Annotated in this window: 16 protein-coding genes; 6 read left to right on the top strand and 10 right to left on the bottom strand. The window is 64.5% G+C overall.

The genetic code is table 11. The annotated features are described in order from the left end of the window. Positions 1 to 264: 264 nt before the first annotated feature. From KJP29_RS12975 to KJP29_RS12960, 4 genes are all read left to right on the top strand, one after another. Positions 265 to 2,520 carry a PAS domain-containing hybrid sensor histidine kinase/response regulator gene (locus tag KJP29_RS12975; RefSeq protein WP_218464951.1) on the top strand — a complete coding sequence of 752 codons (2,256 nt, stop codon included), beginning with the start codon at positions 265 to 267 and terminating at the stop codon, positions 2,518 to 2,520. Positions 2,521 to 2,730: 210 nt separating this feature from the next. Then, positions 2,731 to 3,813: a recombinase RecA gene (recA, locus tag KJP29_RS12970; protein WP_218463958.1), complete on the top strand. Its 1,083-nt coding sequence runs from the start codon at positions 2,731 to 2,733 to the stop codon at positions 3,811 to 3,813. Between the two features lie 208 nt (positions 3,814 to 4,021). Then, complete coding sequence (gene alaS, locus KJP29_RS12965) at positions 4,022 to 6,667, top strand: alanine--tRNA ligase (protein ID WP_218463957.1); 2,646 nt, start codon at positions 4,022 to 4,024, stop codon at positions 6,665 to 6,667. A gap of 1 nt (position 6,668) precedes the next feature. After that, a complete protein-coding gene (locus KJP29_RS12960) occupies positions 6,669 to 6,956 on the top strand; it encodes a DUF1330 domain-containing protein (RefSeq protein ID WP_218463956.1) in 288 nt (95 codons plus the stop codon). A gap of 117 nt (positions 6,957 to 7,073) precedes the next feature. Here the strand turns inward: KJP29_RS12960 and typA are convergent, their stop codons facing one another. The 10 genes from typA to KJP29_RS12910 form a co-directional block, all read right to left on the bottom strand. Beyond that, a complete protein-coding gene (typA, locus tag KJP29_RS12955; protein WP_218463955.1) occupies positions 7,074 to 8,891 on the bottom strand; it encodes a translational GTPase TypA in 1,818 nt (605 codons plus the stop codon). A 60-nt stretch (positions 8,892 to 8,951) separates the two neighbouring features. Next, entirely contained in the window at positions 8,952 to 9,914 is a 963-nt protein-coding gene (locus tag KJP29_RS12950) for an alpha/beta fold hydrolase (protein ID WP_218463954.1), read from the bottom strand. Between the two features lie 54 nt (positions 9,915 to 9,968). Beyond that, positions 9,969 to 10,655 (bottom strand): YitT family protein, encoded by a 687-nt coding sequence (locus KJP29_RS12945; protein ID WP_255553610.1) that lies wholly within the window; start codon positions 10,653 to 10,655, stop codon positions 9,969 to 9,971. Between the two features lie 45 nt (positions 10,656 to 10,700). Beyond that, positions 10,701 to 11,318 (bottom strand): YitT family protein, encoded by a 618-nt coding sequence (locus KJP29_RS12940; RefSeq protein ID WP_218463953.1) that lies wholly within the window; start codon positions 11,316 to 11,318, stop codon positions 10,701 to 10,703. After that, on the bottom strand, positions 11,318 to 11,647 hold the full coding sequence (locus KJP29_RS12935) for an SMR family transporter (protein ID WP_218463952.1): 330 nt from the start codon (positions 11,645 to 11,647) through the stop codon (positions 11,318 to 11,320). The genes KJP29_RS12940 and KJP29_RS12935 overlap by 1 nt, the downstream gene beginning before the upstream one ends. Beyond that, a complete protein-coding gene (gene cutA / locus KJP29_RS12930; protein ID WP_218463951.1) occupies positions 11,648 to 11,965 on the bottom strand; it encodes a divalent-cation tolerance protein CutA in 318 nt (105 codons plus the stop codon). Between the two features lie 134 nt (positions 11,966 to 12,099). After that, complete coding sequence (locus tag KJP29_RS12925) at positions 12,100 to 13,311, bottom strand: NADP-dependent isocitrate dehydrogenase (RefSeq protein WP_218463950.1); 1,212 nt, start codon at positions 13,309 to 13,311, stop codon at positions 12,100 to 12,102. 104 nt (positions 13,312 to 13,415) lie between these two features. Then, positions 13,416 to 14,801 carry a glutamine synthetase family protein gene (locus KJP29_RS12920; RefSeq protein WP_218463949.1) on the bottom strand — a complete coding sequence of 462 codons (1,386 nt, stop codon included), beginning with the start codon at positions 14,799 to 14,801 and terminating at the stop codon, positions 13,416 to 13,418. Then, positions 14,798 to 16,192, bottom strand: a complete 1,395-nt coding sequence (locus KJP29_RS12915; protein ID WP_218463948.1) for an aspartate aminotransferase family protein — start codon at positions 16,190 to 16,192, stop codon at positions 14,798 to 14,800. Before KJP29_RS12915 ends, KJP29_RS12920 begins: the two co-directional genes overlap by 4 nt. Positions 16,193 to 16,343: 151 nt before the next feature. Beyond that, on the bottom strand, positions 16,344 to 17,159 hold the full coding sequence (locus KJP29_RS12910) for an enoyl-CoA hydratase (protein WP_255553609.1): 816 nt from the start codon (positions 17,157 to 17,159) through the stop codon (positions 16,344 to 16,346). A 29-nt stretch (positions 17,160 to 17,188) separates the two neighbouring features. On the opposite strand from KJP29_RS12910, the gene KJP29_RS12905 reads away from it, so the two are divergent. Together KJP29_RS12905 and KJP29_RS12900 are read left to right on the top strand one after the other, a co-directional pair. After that, positions 17,189 to 17,611: a PaaI family thioesterase gene (locus KJP29_RS12905; protein ID WP_218463946.1), complete on the top strand. Its 423-nt coding sequence runs from the start codon at positions 17,189 to 17,191 to the stop codon at positions 17,609 to 17,611. 89 nt (positions 17,612 to 17,700) lie between these two features. Continuing rightward, positions 17,701 to 18,648, top strand: a complete 948-nt coding sequence (locus KJP29_RS12900; RefSeq protein WP_218463945.1) for an SLAC1 anion channel family protein — start codon at positions 17,701 to 17,703, stop codon at positions 18,646 to 18,648. Positions 18,649 to 18,800 lie beyond the last annotated feature (152 nt).

Here is an 18,800-nt window from a genome sequence, read left to right as displayed (position 1 = left end):
GTGAGGTAGCGATAATCAACTCTGGATTGTATTCCGTCGCCGCGCTAGGCTTCAGTGCGGGGTTAAGGGCTTGTTAATACGGACCCCGGCATATGGACGAAGAGCCATCCGGCGTGGCCGGACCCGACCGGAGGAAACAGCTTGCCCCGTTCTGCACCGACCTTCGTCCTGACCGCGGGCGCGTTGCGCAATGCCGCAGGCGATGTAGCGTCGCGCAGTTGGGTCTTCCTGATCGGCGCGGGAGCCTTGTTCGCGGGCGTCTTCATGAGCGCGCCGCTACCGGCGCTGGTGCTCCTGATCTTGGGCGGTTCCGTCCTGACCTTCGCGCTTATGGCGCTGGCCATCGACTGGCGCGCGCGGATGTCCGATGGGACATTGGCCCGGACATTGACGGCGATTGCCGCCGACGATCCCTCTCCCGTTCTGACAACGGACCGAGACGGCGAAGTGCATTTCGTGAATGACGCCGCCATCGCGCGTTTTGGCGCCGCCGCGGGAGGCTCCATAATCGCCGCCTTGGGCGATCTGCTGGTGCAACCCGGCGCGCTACTTTGCCGGTTGCAGAACCGGGCACTGGCGACGGGCTCGGCCCGCGACGAAGTCGTGCTTGGCGCCGGGCGGGCGGTGATTTCGGTCCATACGATCGGTCGCGACGGGTTTCTCTGGCGTCTGGACTGGATAGACGACAGCCCGGCCGAGGCTCAGGCCACAGAAGTCGTGGGGCTTCCAATGCTGACCGTCGCTCGCAGCGGAGTCATCCTCTCCATGAACGAGGCTGTCCAAAGGTTGCTGGGCGGGCAGGAAAGGACCATCGACAAGGTGTTTCCCGAATTGCCGCTCCGGTCGGGTGAGGTGAACCTCGTCCAGACGGCGCAGGGGCCGGTCCCGATGCTGGTGTCGGAAGTCGATCTCTCTGCCGGCCGACGCGAGGTCTTTCTGCTGCCCGAGCCGCGCAAACGGGTGGCCGGAGCTACCGAATGGGGCGTCGTGGAAGGGCTGCCGGTGCCGATCCTGAAGCTCGCGCCCGATGGCACCGTCGTGATGGCAAGCGCGCGGGCACGTCGGCTTCTGAGCGAAGAAGACATCGTCGGACAACCGTTGGCCCGGCTGATCGACGGGCTCGGTCGGCCGATTACCGACTGGCTCGCCGAGGCCTGGCAGGGCCGCAACCTCGGCCGGACCGAAACCGTGAAGGCGGTGCGCCGCCGGGACGAGACCTTCCTGCAGATCTCGCTCGATCTCATGGAGGAAGACGGCGGTCCCGCGCTTATCGTGGTGATGAACGACGCGACCGAGCTGAAGTCGCTCGAAAATCAGTTCGTGCAAAGCCAGAAGATGCAGGCGATCGGGCAGTTGGCCGGTGGAATCGCACATGATTTCAACAACCTGCTCACGGCGATTTCCGGTCACTGCGACCTGCTTCTGCTCAGGCGAGACAGCCGCGACCCGGATTTTGCCGACCTGACCCAGATTTCCCAGAACGCCAATCGCGCCGCTGCTTTGGTGAGCCAGCTTCTGGCATTCTCCCGCAAGCAGACCCTGAAGCCCGATGTCATCGACCTTGCCGACGGGGTCGCCGACCTGTCCCATCTCCTCGGTCGCCTCGTGGGCGAAAGAATCCGGATTGACTTTGCCCATGACAGGGACATCGCGCCGGTGCGCGCCGACCGGCGGCAGCTTGAACAGGTGGTGATGAACCTCGTTGTGAATGCGCGCGATGCGATGCCGGAGGGCGGGCTGATCCGGCTGGACGTGCGCAATATCGCCCTCGACCGGGTCCTCGAACGCGACCAGGTCCGGGTCCCGCCGGGGCAATACGTCTCGCTTCGGGTGATCGACGAGGGGACTGGGATCGCGCCCGATAAACTGACCAAGATCTTCGAGCCTTTCTTCACAACGAAGGGCGCGGGCAAGGGCACGGGTCTCGGCCTCTCCATGGCCTACGGGATCGTGAAGCAGTCGGGTGGCTATATCTTCGTGGATTCGGTCGAAGGATCCGGCACGACCTTCACGCTCTATTTCCCGGTCTATCATCCGCCGGCAGAGCCCGAGACCGTCCTTCTGCCCGTTACCACCGACGGGTCAGACCCCGGCGTCCGCATGGCTCCGACCACCGTTCCTCTGCCCCGCGCGACACACGAGCCGGGGCCGGATCGGGGCGGCACGGTGCTCCTCGTCGAGGACGAGGCGCCCGTGCGGGCTTTCGCCTCCCGCGCCCTGCAACTGCGCGGCTATCAGGTGATCGAGGCGGAGAACGCCGAAGTTGCGCTGCGGCTCCTCGAAGATCCGGACCTTCGCGTCGATGTGGTGGTGACGGACGTCGTCATGCCCGGCATGGACGGCCCGACCTGGGTGGCGCAGGCGATCCTGACCCGGCCGGGCGTCAAGGTGGTCTTCGTGTCAGGTTATGCCGAAGAGTCGGTATCCGAGCACCAGAAGCGAATCCCCAATTCGGTTTTTCTGCCCAAACCTTTCTCGTTGTCGGAATTGACCGCCACGGTTTCGGCACAAATTCACTAGGTTTGTCATTCGCTTGCGTCACGTATGGCAGATCCTCGCCAAGGCCCGACCGACGCTAAGTCTTTGTTAACCTGTCCTGCCGCAAGATCACGAGGAAAGAAAATTCTTGAAATGTTCTCCTTTGTTCTTCATGAAGGACCGCAAGAACAAGAGGTGAACAAGAGCACCAATTGCCGCCCGGACCCGGGTGTGGAATAAGGATGGAAAACCATGGCGACAGCAAATCTTCTGGACTTTGAAATGAAACGCGACAGCGAGAAGCAGAAAGCCCTCGACAGCGCACTCGCGCAGATCGAACGCCAATTCGGCAAGGGCTCGATCATGAAGCTCGGGGCCGACAATCCCGTGGCCGAGATCGAGTCGACCTCGACCGGGTCGCTCGGGCTTGACATCGCGCTGGGGATCGGCGGCCTTCCCAAGGGGCGGATCATCGAAATCTACGGGCCTGAAAGCTCGGGCAAGACGACGCTCACGCTGCATTGCGTGGCCGAAGAACAGAAGAAGGGCGGCGTCTGCGCCTTCGTCGACGCCGAACATGCGCTCGACCCGCAGTATGCAAAACGTCTGGGCGTCGATCTGGACGAGCTTCTCATCTCGCAACCCGACACCGGGGAACAGGCGCTCGAAATCGTCGACACGCTGGTGCGATCGGGCGCGGTGAACATGGTGGTGGTCGACTCGGTCGCCGCCCTGACACCGAAGTCGGAACTCGAAGGTGACATGGGTGACAGTTCGGTCGGCGTGCAGGCCCGTCTCATGTCGCAGGCCATGCGCAAGCTGACCGGGTCGATTTCCCGGTCCAAATGCACGGTGATCTTCATCAACCAGATCCGCATGAAGATCGGGGTTATGTTCGGCTCGCCTGAAACCACGACGGGCGGCAACGCGCTCAAGTTCTATTCCTCGGTCCGTCTCGACATCCGGCGCATCGGTGCGATCAAGGACCGTGACGAGGTGGTCGGCAACGCGACCCGCGTCAAGGTGGTCAAGAACAAGGTGGCCCCGCCCTTCAAGCAGGTGGAATTCGACATCATGTATGGCGAGGGCATCTCGAAGACCGGCGAGCTTCTGGACCTTGGCGTCAAGGCCGGGGTGGTGGAGAAGTCCGGCGCCTGGTTCAGCTATGGCGACGAACGGATCGGGCAGGGCCGCGAGAACTCTAAGACCTTCCTGAAGGAAAACCCCAAGGTCGCCGCCGAGATCGAGGACAAGATCCGGGCCGCGCACGGGCTCGATTTCGACATGAGCGCGGGCGACTACGACGAGGAAACCGGCGAGGTCATGGAGGACTGATCCTCCGTCGCGGGAACGGAGAGGGCTGACTCCGGAAACGGCCCACGGTCCGGCACGCCGGGGCGGAGAATACTGCGAGAGGACGGGCATCGGCGACGATGACCCGTCCTTTTTCGTGATGGGCCGCTCGTCCGTCGCCTGTCGTGGTGGACAGTCCGTGATGCCGTCGATAAACCGGGCGAACCGAAACCAGTGAAGCCCCGGACCCATGGTTAGCCTGAACGATATCCGCTCGACCTTTCTTTCCTATTTCGAACGTCAAGGCCACACGGTCGTCGACAGCTCGCCCCTGGTGCCGCGCAACGATCCGACGTTGATGTTCACCAATTCGGGCATGGTGCAGTTCAAGAACTGTTTCACCGGCCTCGAGAAACGCGACTACACGCGCGCGACCACGGCGCAGAAATGCGTGCGGGCCGGCGGCAAGCACAACGACCTCGACAATGTGGGCTACACCGCGCGCCACCACACGTTTTTCGAGATGCTGGGCAACTTCAGCTTCGGCGATTACTTCAAGTCCGAAGCGATCCCCTTTGCCTGGGAGCTGATCACCAAGGACTTCGGTGTCGACAAGTCGCGCCTGATGACCACGGTCTATCACACCGACGACGAGGCCTTCGAGATCTGGAAGAAGGTCGGCGTGCCCGAGGACCGGATCATCCGGATCCCGACGTCGGACAACTTCTGGCAGATGGGCCCGACCGGCCCCTGCGGCCCCTGCACCGAAATCTTCTATGACCACGGCGATCATATCTGGGGCGGTCCTCCCGGCTCGCCCGAGGAAGACGGCGACCGCTTCATCGAGATCTGGAACGTCGTCTTCATGCAGAACGAGCAGTTCGAGGACGGCTCGATGCGTGCGCTCGACATGCAGTCGATCGACACCGGCATGGGGCTCGAACGGATCGCAGCACTCCTGCAGGGCACGCATGACAACTATGAGACCGATCTCTTCAAGGCGCTGATCGAGGCCTCGGCGCAGGCCACCGGTGTCGACCCCTATGGCGACCAGAACGTCCACCACCGGGTGATCGCGGATCACCTGCGGTCGACCTCGTTCCTGATTGCCGAGGGCGTGCTGCCGTCGAACGAAGGGCGTGGCTACGTGCTTCGCCGGATCATGCGCCGTGCCATGCGCCACGCGCATCTTCTGGGGGCGAAGGACCCGGTGATGCACAGGATGGTTCCGGCGCTCGTCCAGCAGATGGGGCAGGCCTATCCCGAGCTGGGTCAGGGCCAGAAGATGATCGAAGAGACGCTGCTGGCCGAAGAGACCCGGTTCAAGGCAACGCTCGACCGGGGCCTCAAGCTGCTCGACGAGGAACTGGACCGCCTGCCTGAAGGCGCCGCTCTGCCGGGCGAGTCGGCGTTCAAGCTCTACGACACCTATGGGTTCCCCCTCGATCTCACGCAGGACGCCCTGCGCGAGCGGGACCGGATCGTGGACACGGCCGGTTTCGATGCCGCCATGGCCGAACAGAAGGCCAAGGCGCGGGCGGCCTGGGCCGGGTCGGGGGAGGCCGCTGATGCGAGCGTCTGGTACGACATCGCCGAGGCGAAGGGCACGACCGAGTTTCTGGGCTATGACACGGAGAGCGCCGAAGGGCAGATCGTGGCGCTGGTCGCCGAGGGCGGACAGGTCGAGGCGGCCACCGGCACGGTGCAGATCGTCGTGAACCAGACGCCCTTCTATGCCGAGGCGGGCGGTCAGGTGGGCGACACCGGAACGATCACGACCGACACGGGACGCGCCCGCGTGACCGACACCAGGAAGGTCGCTGGCGTCTTCATCCATTTCGCGGACGTCGAAGAAGGCAAGATCGAACGCGGGCAGGGCGCGAAGCTGGTCGTGGACCACGACCGCCGGTCCACCATCCGGGCCAACCACTCGGCGACGCATCTTCTCAATGAAGCGCTGCGGGAGGCGCTCGGGGATCATGTGGCACAACGTGGCTCGCTCAACGCGCCCGACCGGCTGCGCTTTGATTTCACGCACCAGAAGGCTCTGACCCGCGAGGAACTGGCCAAGGTCGAGAACGACGTGAACGCCTTCATCCGGCAGAACTCGCCCGTCGAGACCCGGATCATGACGCCCGACGATGCCCGCGCGATGGGGGCGCAGGCGCTCTTTGGCGAAAAATACGGCGATGAGGTGCGCGTCGTGTCGATGGGCCGCGCCCCGACCGGCAAGGGCGTGGACAAGAACACCTGGTCGATCGAACTTTGCGGCGGCACCCATGTGGCGCGCACGGGCGACATCGGGGCCTTTGTGCTGACCGCAGAGAGCGCGTCGTCCGCCGGTGTGCGCCGGATCGAGGCGCTGACCGGGGCAGAGGCGATGCGCGAACTGCGCCGCCGCGACGTGCTCATGTCCGAGGTCGAGGGGCTGCTCAAGACCGGGGAACAGGACGTGCTGGCGCGCCTGCAGGCCATTCTGGACGAACGCAAGGCCCTTTCCTCCGAGGTCGCGACCCTGCGCCGGGAGCTTGCCATGTCGGGCGGGCCGAGCGCCTCCGCCGAAGCCCGCGAAGTAAATGGGGTGACGTTCCTCGCACAGGTGCTGTCGGGGGTCTCCGGGCGGGATCTGCCGCCGCTCATCGACGAACACAAGGCGCGGCTCGGCTCGGGCGCCGTGCTTCTGATCGCGGACGTGGAAGGCAAGGCGGCCGTGGCTGCGGGCGTGACCGGGGATTTGACCGAACGCCTTTCGGCGGTCGATCTGGTGCGCGCTGCGGTTGGAAAGCTCGGCGGCAAGGGCGGCGGTGGCCGGCCCGATATGGCGCAGGGCGGAGGCAGCGATGCCTCGGCAGCGGAAGATGCTATCAAGGCGGCCGAAGCCGTCATCGGAGGTTAAGATGCCCGCACTCTGGATCGCACATGTCGACGTCACGGACCCGGACAGCTACAAGAAATATGCCGAGCTTGCCGGACCCGCCATCGCGCAACACGGCGGCGCCTTCATCGCGCGCGGCGGTCGTTATGTTCAGCTCGAAGGCAAGGACCGGCCGCGCAACGTGGTGGCCAAGTTTCCGACCCTCGAGGCAGCAGAAGCCTGTTATCATTCGAAAGAATACCAGGCGGCGCTCGATCATGCACGGGGCGCAAGCGAACGGGATCTGGTGATCGTCGAAACCACCGAGTGATCGGCGCAGGACCAACACGCGAAAGGGCCGGGCGAAAGCGCCGGCCCTTTGTCATGGCGCACAACGAAAAAGGCCCGGCGATCACCGCCGGGCCCCTTTCGGATCAATCGCAGGCCCTCAGGCCCCGCGCGACGCGCGCTTGCGCTCGTGCGGGTCGAGGTGGCGCTTGCGCAGCCGGACCACGTTGGGCGTCACTTCGACGAGCTCATCGTCGTTGATGTAGGCGATGGCCTGTTCCAGCGACATCTTGGTGATCGGGGTCAGGCGCACCGCCTCGTCGGTGCCGGAGGCGCGCACGTTGGTCAGCTTCTTGCCCTTGAGCGGGTTCACTTCGAGGTCGTTGTCACGGGAGTGCTCGCCAATGATCATGCCCTGATAGATCTTGTCCTGCGGCACGACGAACATCTTGCCGCGTTCTTCAAGGTTCCACAGCGCATAGGCGACCGCCTCGCCGTCTTCCATGGAGATGAGCACGCCGGCGCGCCGACCCTCGATCGGGCCCTTGTGCGGGGTCCAGCCGTGGAACACGCGGTTCAGCACGCCAGTGCCGCGCGTGTCGGTCAGGAACTCGCCGTGATAGCCGATGAGACCGCGCGACGGCACATGGGCGATGATCCGGGTCTTGCCGGCACCCGCCGGTTTCATCTCGACCAGGTCGCCCTTGCGCGGACCGGTCAGCTTTTCGATAACGGCGCCGGTATAGTCGTCGTCCACGTCGATGGTGGCTTCTTCGACCGGCTCGAGGAGCTTGCCGTCTTCTTCACGCATGATGACCTGCGGACGGGAGATCGACAGCTCGAAGCCCTCGCGGCGCATGTTCTCGATGAGCACGCCCATCTGCAATTCGCCACGGCCAGAGACTTCGAAAGCCTCGCCGCCGGGGGTGTCCTTGACCTTGATCGCGACGTTGGATTCGGCTTCTTTCATGAGCCGCTCGCGGATCACGCGCGACTGCACCTTTTTCCCGTCACGGCCCGCCAGCGGGCTGTCGTTGATGCCGAAGGTCACGGTGATGGTCGGCGGGTCGATAGGCTGGGCTTCGAGCGGCTCGTCCACGGCGAGGGCAGCGAGCGTGTCGGAGACGGTGGCCTTCGACATGCCGGCGAGCGAGACGATGTCACCGGCCACGCCTTCTTCGATCTCGGTCTGGGCAAGGCCGCGGAAGGCGAGGATCTTGGACACGCGGAACTGTTCGATCTTCTGGCCCACGCGGGAGATCGCCTGAATGGTCGCGCCCGGCTTGATCTTGCCGGACTCGATCCGTCCGGTCAGCATCCGCCCCACGAAGGGGTCGGCGCCGAGCGTGGTGGCGAGCATCCGGAAATCTTCGTTCTGATGCGCCTGCTGGCGCGGTTTCGGAACGTGGTCGACGATGAGTTTGAACAGCGCGTCGAGGTTCTTGCGCGGCCCGTCGAGCTCGTTGTCGGCCCAGCCGGAGCGGCCCGAGGCATACATATGCGGGAAATCGAGCTGGTCGTCATCGGCGCCGAGGTTCGCGAAGAGGTCGAAGACCTCGTCAAGCGCCCGGTCGGGTTCGGCGTCGGGCTTGTCGACCTTGTTCAGGACCACGATCGGGCGCAGGCCAAGCGCCAGCGCCTTCGAGGTCACGAATTTCGTCTGCGGCATCGGGCCTTCGGCGGCATCGACCAGCAGGACGACGCCATCGACCATCGACAGGATGCGCTCCACCTCGCCGCCGAAGTCGGCGTGGCCGGGGGTGTCCACGATGTTGATCCGCGTGCCTTTCCATTCGACCGAGGTCGCCTTGGCAAGAATGGTGATCCCGCGCTCGCGTTCGAGATCGTTCGAATCCATCGCCCGTTCGGCGACCGCCTGATTGGCGCGGTAGGTGCCCGATTGTTTCAGAAGTTCGTCCACCAGCGTCGTTTTGCCGTGGTCGACGTGGGCGATGATGGCGATGTTGCGAAGATCCATGGTCCGTCCTTATGCGCGTCTTGCGGGGCGCATACATGGGGAGGACCGGAAAGGCCAGTGCTATAGCGCCCTGAGCCAGTCGATCAGCAGGCGATTGACCGTTTCCGGGGCCTCCTGCTGGGTCCAGTGGCCGATCCCCGGCAAGCGGTGCACACCGCGCAGGTCGGCGAGGGTGGCGGGCAGGAGCTTTTCCGGCGGGGTGCGGAACATGGTCAAGACCGGGTCGCGGTCGCCATAGATGAACAGGCTCGGCTGCTGGATGATCGGGTTCGACGGATGCGCCTTCAGGAAGTCGTGGTCGCGCCGATGGTTGCGGTAGCGGTTGAGCGGACCGCGAAAGCCGGAGACCTCGAAGGCGGCGGCATAGGCGTCGAGGTCCTCTTGGGTGAACCAGGAGAGCGGGAGATCAGGGCGGGTGAGCCCGGTCAGCACCTTGTCGCCGTGTTTCTTGTCCGTGGGCCAGCCGTGTTCGGGCGCGTCGCCGGACCATGCGTAGTAGAACTTGACGAGGCTATCCTCGGGATCGGCCTCGAGCTCGGCCTCGGCCACGCCTTCGTCCTGGAAGTAGACCTGATAGAAGAAGCGGTCCTTCTCGGTGAAGAGCTTGTGGTAGATGTCGATGGGTGCGTGGTCGCCGGGCGGGGCATAAGGCACTGACAGGCCCGCGACGGCGCGGAAACGCTCGGGAAACAGCCGCGCCGTGTTCCAGGCGAGCGGCGCACCCCAGTCGTGACCCACGATCACCGCCGGATCGGGGGACAGCGCCGTCGCGAGGTCGGCGAAATCACGGGTCATCTCCTCCATCGCATAGGCCTCGACCGGCTCCGGCGCGTCTGATCCGCCGTAACCGCGCACATCGGGCGCCGCGACGCGGTAGCCTGCGGCGGAGAGGGCGGCGACCTGATGACGCCAGCTATGAGCCGTCTCGGGAAAGCCGTGGACAAGGATCACCAACGGACCATCGCCCAGGGTCCATGTGCGCAGGCGAATGCCGTTCACCTCGATCAATGCCGGTTCCGTCATGATGTCCTCCTGCCGCCATGGGGCGCGGGGCAGGTGCACAAGTCAAACGGGCCGTTACGTCACCACATACCAGTCGCGACGATGGTTGAAGGCAATCACGAGGTTGAGGATGAGCGCGCCCAGCAGCGACCAGAGCACCCTGTCGGCGGGCAGGATGAGGAAGGCGATGACGAAGAGCGCGCTGTCGTGGATGAGCTGGGTATAGCCCGCGCGGAAGTTGAACCGGTCCTGAAGGATGAGCGCGATGATAGACACGCCGCCAAGCGACCCCGAGTGGCGAAACAGGCCCAGAAGCCCGACGCCCGCGCTCACGCCAAAGAGGATCGCAGCGGCGGCGGGGAGGATCGAGGCGATCTGGAGGAGCGGCTTGATCGCTTCGGCCATGAGCGACACGAGCGTGACCGTAGCGATGGATTTGACGAAGAACACCGGCCCGCGCGCCCACCAGGCGATCGCGAAGAAGGGAATGTTGATCGCGAAAAAGGTGAGCGAGAAGTTCCAGCCCGTCGCGTAGGCGATGACGAGGGCGAGCCCGGCCGTGCCCCCGGTCATGAGCCCCGCCGTGCGCAGGAGGTGGATCCCGAGCGCCGCCTGCACGGACGCAATGAGGATGCCCTGCAAGTCCTCGAAGAGCGAATAGTGCGGCTCTTCGCGGGGCACGTCCACATGGGGCGGGTGCTGCGGCGTGGGATGCGGATGGGTCATCGCGGGGTCCGGTCTCGGCGTAAGGTCAGCATTCATGACCTTATTGTGCCACGCTCTGGCGGATGGCGAAAGGGCGCGCGCTCAGGACGTTGCGATATAGCGGTCGCGCCGGTGGTTCAGCGTGATCACGATATTGAGCACGGCGGCTCCCAGAAGCGACCAGATGACGAGCGGGAAGGGAAAGAAGAACAGGGCGATGACGAAGATGCAGGCGTCGAAGCCAAGTTGCACCAGACCCGCCCGGATGCCGAGGTTGTCCTGCAGGAAAAGCGCCATCATTCCGATCCCGCCCATCGACGCCCCGTGGCGAAATAGGACGAGCAGCCCCGCGCCTGCGATCAGACCGGCGAGCACCGCGGCGGCGGCGGGATGCGCAACTTCGATCACCATGTGGCGCGACATGGCATTCGCAACCACCGCCATCAGAAGCACGGCCCCGAAGCTCTTCAACGTGAAACGCAATCCCATGCGCAGGAGCGAAAAGGCATAGAAGGGCAAGTTCAGAACGAAGAACACCACGCCGAAGCTGTAGCCCGACAGGTAGGACAGGATTAGTGACGCGCCGGCGACCTGCCCGGTGAAGAGGCCGGCAGACTGCAGGAACTGCACCGAGAGCGCCATGAGCGCGGCGCCGGTGAGAAAGGCGAAGGCATCTTCGATCAGTGAATGACGGTCTGACTGGGACGACAGGAACGCCATCAGTGCGGCGTCGCGCGGGAAAAGAGGTGGATGACGAGGATACCGCCAAGGATCATCGCCATGCCAAGAAGCGCTGCGAGGTCGAGTTTCTGCCCGAAGACCAGAAAGCCGATCACCGCGATGAGCACGATACCCAGACCGGACCAGATCGCATAGGCGATGCCCACCGGCAGGAACTTGAGCGTCCAGCCCAGAAGCACGAAGGCCACGGCATAGGCGATCACCACGACGATGGAAGGACCAAGGCGGGTGAACTGCTGGCTCGCCTGCAGGGCGGTGGTTCCGATGGTCTCGGCGACCACCGCGAAGAAGAGGATAAGGTAGGGCATTCAGTGTCTCACGTTCCGCGCGATCCAGCCGAGGTAGTCCTCGGTTGTCCAGACCACGGGCAAGGCCGTCATCTGGGGCACGTCATAGGGATGGATGTCGCGAAGGAAGCCGCTCAGATCCGGCACCGCCGCGGCGAGTGTCTTGAAGGTGACGAGCCATTCCGCGTCGTTCTGGATCACGTCCTGCCAGAGATAGAGCGACTGGACCTGGGTGATCTGGGCGCAGGCAGCGAGCTGGTTCTCCACCGCCGCACGTGCGGCGTCCTGCGCGGACCGCGCGTCGGGGAAGGTGACTTGAAGTTCGACGGCGTCGGTCATGGCGGGTCCTCTTGCCGCCACGCTAGGACGCGGACCGGCGAAAGGGAAGCCGTCGAACGCCCGATCGGGACGCGCGCCCGGGACCTGTTGCCGGTTTCACCTCGACCAGTGGCGGAACGGTCGTGTCCGCGCCTCTACCCCAGCGCCTTCTGCAGGTTCCGGTCGACCGCATCGAGAAAACCCGTGGTGGTGAGCCAGCCCTGATCGGGACCGACGAGGAGCGCGAGGTCCTTGGTCATCTCGCCGGCTTCCACGGTGCCGACCACGACCTGTTCCAGCGTTTCGGCAAAGCCCATGAGCCGGTCGTTGTCGTCAAGCTTCGCGCGGTGCTTCAAGGCCCCGGTCCAAGCATAGATGGACGCGATGGAATTCGTCGACGTCGCCTCGCCGCGCTGATGCTGGCGGTAGTGGCGGGTGACGGTGCCATGCGCCGCCTCGGCCTCGACAGTCTTGCCATCGGGCGTCATGAGTTGCGAGGTCATGAGACCCAGCGAGCCGTAGCCCTGCGCAACCGTGTCAGACTGCACGTCGCCGTCGTAGTTCTTGCAGGCCCAGACATAGCCGCCCGACCATTTCAGCGACGAGGCCACCATGTCGTCGATCAGCCGGTGTTCATACCAAAGGCCAAGTTCGTCGAATTGCGCCTTGAATTCCTTGTCGAAAATCTCCTGGAACAGATCCTTGAAGCGCCCGTCATAGGCCTTGATGATCGTGTTCTTGGTGGAGAGGTAGACCGGCCACTTGAGGTTGAGACCATAGTTGAAACTGGCCCGCGCGAAGTCGATGATCGACTCGTCCAAGTTATACATCGCCATGGTCACACCGGCGCCGGGAGCGTCATAGACCTCGCGTTCGATAACGGTGCCGTCCTCGCCCTCGAACTTCAGCGTGATCTTGCCCTTGCCGGGAAAGGTGAAATCGGTGGCTTTATACTGGTCGCCAAAGGCATGGCGGCCCACCACCACGGGTTTCGTCCAGCCCGGCACCAGACGCGGCACGTTGCGGCAGATGATCGGCTGGCGGAAGACGACCCCGCCCAGAATGTTGCGGATCGTCCCGTTGGGGGATTTCCACATCTTCTTGAGGCCGAACTCCTCGACCCGCGCCTCGTCCGGCGTGATCGTCGCGCATTTCACGCCGACGCCGACTTCCTTGATCTTCATCGCCGCGTCCACGGTGACCTGATCGTCGGTGCGGTCGCGTTCCTCGATGGACAGGTCGTAGTAGAGCAGGTCCACGTCGAGGTAGGGTTCGATCAGTTGCTTCTTGATCAGGTCCCAGATGATGCGGGTCATTTCGTCCCCGTCGATATCCACGATGGGGTTGGCGACCTTGATCTTGTCCATGACGGGCTCCTGTTGATGCGACGCGCTGCGACTCGGGGGAACCCTAGACCCATTTGCAGGTGCAGCGAAAGTCTGTATGCGACGGTATACCTAAGTTTCCGTCATCAGATGCTGTGAAGGTAGAGATCGTAATCAACTTCGCTCACGGTTCGGGCGACGCGGGCATATTCGGCGGCTTTCACGGCGGTGAAGGTGCGGTGCATGTCGTCACCAAGAGCGGTTTTCAGGAAGTCGGATGCGGTCGCGGCGCGGATCGCGGCGCCCCAGTCGCGCGGGATGGTCGTGGCGCTGTCGTCCTCATAGGCATTGCCGGTGGTCTCCGGGCCGGGATCGATCCGGTTGTCGAGGCCGTGGAGGATGCCCGCCAGCACCGTCGCTCCCACGAGATAGGGGTTCGCATCCACCCCTGCCGGGCGGTGTTCGATCCGGCGCGCGCTCAGGCTTCCCTCGGGAATGCGCAGGGCGACCGAACGGTTGTTGAGGCCCCAGGCCGTGGACACCGGTGCATAACTCTGGTTCGCGAAACGCCGCCACGAATTGAGGTGCGGGGCGAAGACCAGCATCGCTTCGCCCATCGTGGCCTTGAGCCCGCCCAAGGCGTGCAGGAGCGTCGGAGTCCAGTCGGCTCCTTCCTCCTCGGCGAAGATGTTGGTGCCAGCTTCATCCAGCACCGAGACATGGAAATGCATGCCTGAGCCCGCGTAGTCCTCGACGGGTTTCGCCATAAAGCAGGCGGTCACGCCATGGGCCCGCGCCTGCGCACGCACGATGCGTTTGAGGCGCACGATGTCGTCGGCGGCCTGCATGACGTTGTCGCGGTAATGAAGCGTCAGCTCGTATTGCCCTGGGGCATATTCGGAGATCAACGTCTCGGCACGAATGCCCGCCGCGTCGGCCCCGGCATAGATGTCGGAGAAAAGCGGCAGCATTCCGTGCAGGTGGTCCAGCGAATAGACCTCGGTCTTGCGCGATTGCCGACCGTCGAGGACGTCGCGCGCAGGCATGTGTTTGCCGTCCGGGCCGGGCGAATTGTCGAGGAGGAAGAACTCGAGCTCGAAAGCCCCGGCGGGGGTAAGGCCGCGTTCGGCAAAGGCCGCAACCTGGCGCGCGAGTGCATGGCGCGGGTCCGAGGTCATCGGACGGCCGTCGAGTTCATAGAGCGACAGGAACACCTCGGCGCGGGGCGGGCTGGTGTTGTGGAGCCGCTTCAGCGTGCCCGGCACCGGCCAGGCGCGCAGGTCACCGTCGCCCTGATCCCAGATGAGGCCGGTTTCATGCACGTCCTCGCCCACCACGTCGAGGCCGAGAATGGAGATCGGCATGTGCCGGCCCGAGGTGAAGAGCGGGATCAGCTCGTGCCGCCGGATGATCTTGCCACGACCGATGCCGTTTGAGTCGTGCAGAACGATGTCGATCGCTTCGATCTCGGGATGGGCGGCGAGAAAGGCTTCGGCCTCGGCAAGGGTGGCGCCGGACGGGCAGGTGTTCATCTGGTCAGCTCCGTAAGGATCTCGTCGAAGGCCGCGATCAGGCGGTCGATCTGGGCGTCGGTTGTGACGGGCGAGACGAGCATCATGTTGTGGAAGGGGGCAATGAGACAACCGCGCACGGTGAGCGCCGCATGAAGCGCGCGCTCGACGTCGGGCACATGGGCGCGGGCGGCTTCGGCGCCGTTCCGCAGCGGACCTGGGGCGCAGATGAACTCGACCCGGGCGCCGACGCGGACCACGTGCCAAGGCAGCGCATGGGCCTCGATCGCCGCAGCGAGGCCCGCTTCGAGACGGGCGGCGCCGGCCTCCATATGGGCATAGGCGGCGGGAGTCATCACATGCGCCAGTGTCGCGGTCAGGGCCGCGAACTGGAGCGGGTTTGCAGAAAGCGTCGTGCCCATGCCGGAATGGCCGGCGGGCTTGGCGCGGTAGACCGCGAGAAAGCGCTCCGCAACCTCAGGCCGAAGCCCCCAGACCGCCGTGGCGAGCCCACCGGCGATGCATTTTCCAGCGACGAAGACGTCGGGATCGAGGCCATGGGTCCGGCTGTAGCCGCCGAGGCCCGTCGAAATCGTATGTGTCTCGTCCATGATGAGGAGCGCGCCATACTTAGTGGCGAGTCGCCGCAGACCGTCGTGGAAACCCGCAGCCGGCAGCACCATGCAGGAGTTCGTCATTACCGGCTCGGTCAGGATCGCGGCGACGTCGCCCTTCGCCAGCGCGGCCTCGACCGAGGCCAGGTCGTTGAAGGTCGCGGCCACGGCGAGCGTGGAGAGATCCGTGACCTGACCGACGAGGCCGGGACGATTTACGGTCTGTCCGTCGGACAACGTCACCATCGCGTCGTCCACTGTGCCGTGGTAGCAGCCATCGAAGACGAGGACCTTCGGTCTGCCGGTGATCGCGCGGGCGGCCCGCAGGGCGAAACGGTTTGCATCGGTCGCGGTCGTCGCGATCTGCCAGCGGTAGTCGCCGAAGATCCGTGTGAGGTGCTCTCCCGCAAGGTCCGCGGCCTCGGTCGGCAGCATGTAGGTCAGCCCGCGCGCCGCCTGTTCGCGGATCGCCTCGGCCAGCGGGGCGGGGGAATGGCCGAACATGGACCCGGTGTCGCCAAGGCAGAAATCGTCGAGCCGGTTGCCGTCGATATCGGTGATGATGGAGCCTTTGGCCTCGGCCACGAGCAGGGGGGCGGGCAAAGGCCAGTCCTTCATCCAGTGCATCGGGACGGCGTCGAGGAAGGGCGAGGTGCCGGTCACCTGCGCAGCGCGGATGCGGGGACGAGCGGCGAGATAGGCGGTGGCGGAAGCCTGCGCCAGCGCACCGATCCGCGCGGGGTCGAGCCCTGCGATGAGAACTGCTGTCGGTGTTTGATCTGTTACGGAGTAGGGCATCTGGAACCGGAAGATGTAGGGCGTGACCTTATCCGCCGAATTTGATCAAATGTGAAGGGGGTGGGCGCGTCGAACCGAGGGGACGGATGACGGCGCGGGCGATGAAGGTGGAGCGGGGCCCCTCCGCGTTAGCCCTGTTTTCGAGCAAACGTCACTGCGGCCAGTCTGGTTTGCGCTTTTCGATGAAGGCCTGAATGCCTTCCGCCGTGTCCGCGTTCATCATGTTGACCGCCATGACCTCGCGCGTGAAGTCATAGGCCTGGTCGAGCGGCATCTGGATCTGTTCGTAGAAGGCCTGCTTGCCGATCTTGACGGCGGACGAGAGCTTGCTCGCGATGGTCGCGGCCAGGGCGCGGGTTTCGTCCTCGAGATGTTCGGGCGCGACCACGCGGTTGACGAGGCCAATTTCGCGGGCCCGGGTGGCGTCAATGAACTCGCCGGTGGTGAGCATCTCGAAAGCCTGCTTGCGCGGCACGTTGCGCGAGAGGGCCACCATGGGGGTGGAGCAGAAGAGGCCGATGTTGACGCCGTTCACGCCGAAGCGCGTGCCTTCGGCGGCGACCGCCATGTCACAGGACGCAACAAGCTGGCACCCGGCGGCGGTGGCGATGCCGTGGACCTGGGCGATGACCGGCTGGGGCAGGGTGGGGATCAGTTGCATCACCTCGCCGCAACGCGCGAAGAGATCGTTGAAATAGGCGGCACCCCCGTCGGGCGATTGGCGACCGGCCTGCATTTCCTTGAGGTCGTGACCCGCGCAGAAGGCCTTGCCCGCACCGGAAAGGATCACGGCCTTGACGCTCGTGTCGGCTATCAGGTCCGTGAAGGTCGCCTTCAGCGCGGCGAGCATGTCGTCAGACAGCGCGTTGAGTGCGCCCGGATTGTTCAGCGTCAGATGCGCGACTGACGCCGCGTCCTCCCGGATCAGAAGCTCGGCCATCTTGTCCTCCTGCGTGGCTTTGGCCAACGATAGGCCGGAACAGCGAGGTGGAAAACATGCAACTTTCGATGACGCTCGATGAACTGAACAGCTTTCTGGACGACCACTTCCCACAGGTGGCGGGCGAGTTCGAGGTGATGGATGTGACCCCGATGCACCTCGTCACCCGCGCCAACGTGGCCGACAAGCACCTGCGTCCGGGCGGGACCGTCTCGGGTCCGACGATGTTCGCGCTGGCCGATGTGTCGGTCTATCTCGCCATTCTGGCGATGGTGGGTCCCAAGGCGCTCGCCGTCACGACGAATTGCGCCATCGACTTCATGCGCAAACCGGCGGCGGCGACGAATCTGCGCGGAGAAACCCGTATCCTGAAGCTGGGAAAAGTCCTGGCCGTGGGCGATGTGCTGATCTTCTCGGAAGGCGATGACAGGCCGGTGGCGCGTGCGTCGATGACCTATTCCATTCCACCGGGGCCCTAAGCGCCGATCCGGCAAGGCCGCGCGCCATTGACGCGGGCCCGGTGCCCGCGTCATCTGGGCGGCAAAGGGACAGGCAAGGGACGGCGTGGATGCACAGGCTCGAGTATTTTCCGGTAACGTTCTTTGCCGTGGTCATGGGGCTCATGGGGCTCGCGCTCGCACTGAATGCGGCCGCGCCGTTCTCCCCCTGGACCGAAATCCTGTCGCAAGGGGTGTTCTGGAGCGCCCTTGGCATCTTCGCAGTGATCGCGGCGCTCTACGGAAGCAAGCTCGCGGCGCATTTCGCCGCGGTGAAGGCCGAGTGGCAACATCCGGTGAAACTGGCCTTCTTCCCGACCTTCTCCATTTCTCTTCTCCTCACGGCGACCGCGCTTCTCGAGCTTGCGCCGGCTGTGGCCCAGGGGCTTTGGCTGGTGGGCGTGGTCGGGCAGGGCGTGCTGACGATCGCGGTGGTCAGCGGCTGGATCAGCCATCGCAGCTTCGAGGTGGGGCACCTGACGCCCGCGTGGTTCATACCGGCCGTGGGAAATGTGATCGTGCCCGTCGCCGGCGTCCGGATGGGATATCTGGAGACGTCATGGCTGTTCTTTTCCGGCGGCATGATGTTCTGGGGCGTGCTCCTCACGATGGTGATGAACCGCCTCGTGTTTCACGATCCGATCCCCGCCCGGCTCTTTCCGACGATGGTCATCCTCATCGCACCGCCGTCGGTCGCCTTCGTGAGCTATGTCGGCCTCGTCGGACATGTCGACGGTTTCGCGCGGGTTCTGATCTCGCTCGCCTATATTTTCGCCGCGCTGGTCTTGGCGCAGGTGCCGCGCCTCGTCCGGTTGCCCTTCGCGCTGAGTTGGTGGGCGCTGTCGTTCCCCCTTGCCGCGCTCGCCATCGCCTCCTTCCTCTTCGCGCGGCTGGAGGGCACGACCTTCCACCTCGCGGCCGGGTTCTTCGTGCTTCTTCTGCTGGTGGTGGTCGTCATCGGCCTTGGCCTACGCACGATTCTCGGCCTCATCCGGGGTGAGATCCTTCAGCCGGACTAGGGGCCGGACGATAAAAATCCCTGCCCATCAAGTGCGCTCGACGTCACGGCCGTTTCGCAATCCGGGAAGAAGCGCCTTTGGGCCGCGAATTGTCCTTTCGGCACCTTGGAAACCGATTGTTTTCAGGGGAAAACTCCGGATTGCCCTCTTCA

Origin of the sequence: Maritimibacter sp. DP1N21-5, from assembly GCF_019218295.1 — a bacterium.
Classification (GTDB): Bacteria; Pseudomonadota; Alphaproteobacteria; order Rhodobacterales; family Rhodobacteraceae; genus Maritimibacter.
The sequence above is the reverse complement of the archived record's forward strand: the minus strand, read 5'-3'. Positions and strand labels throughout refer to the sequence as shown.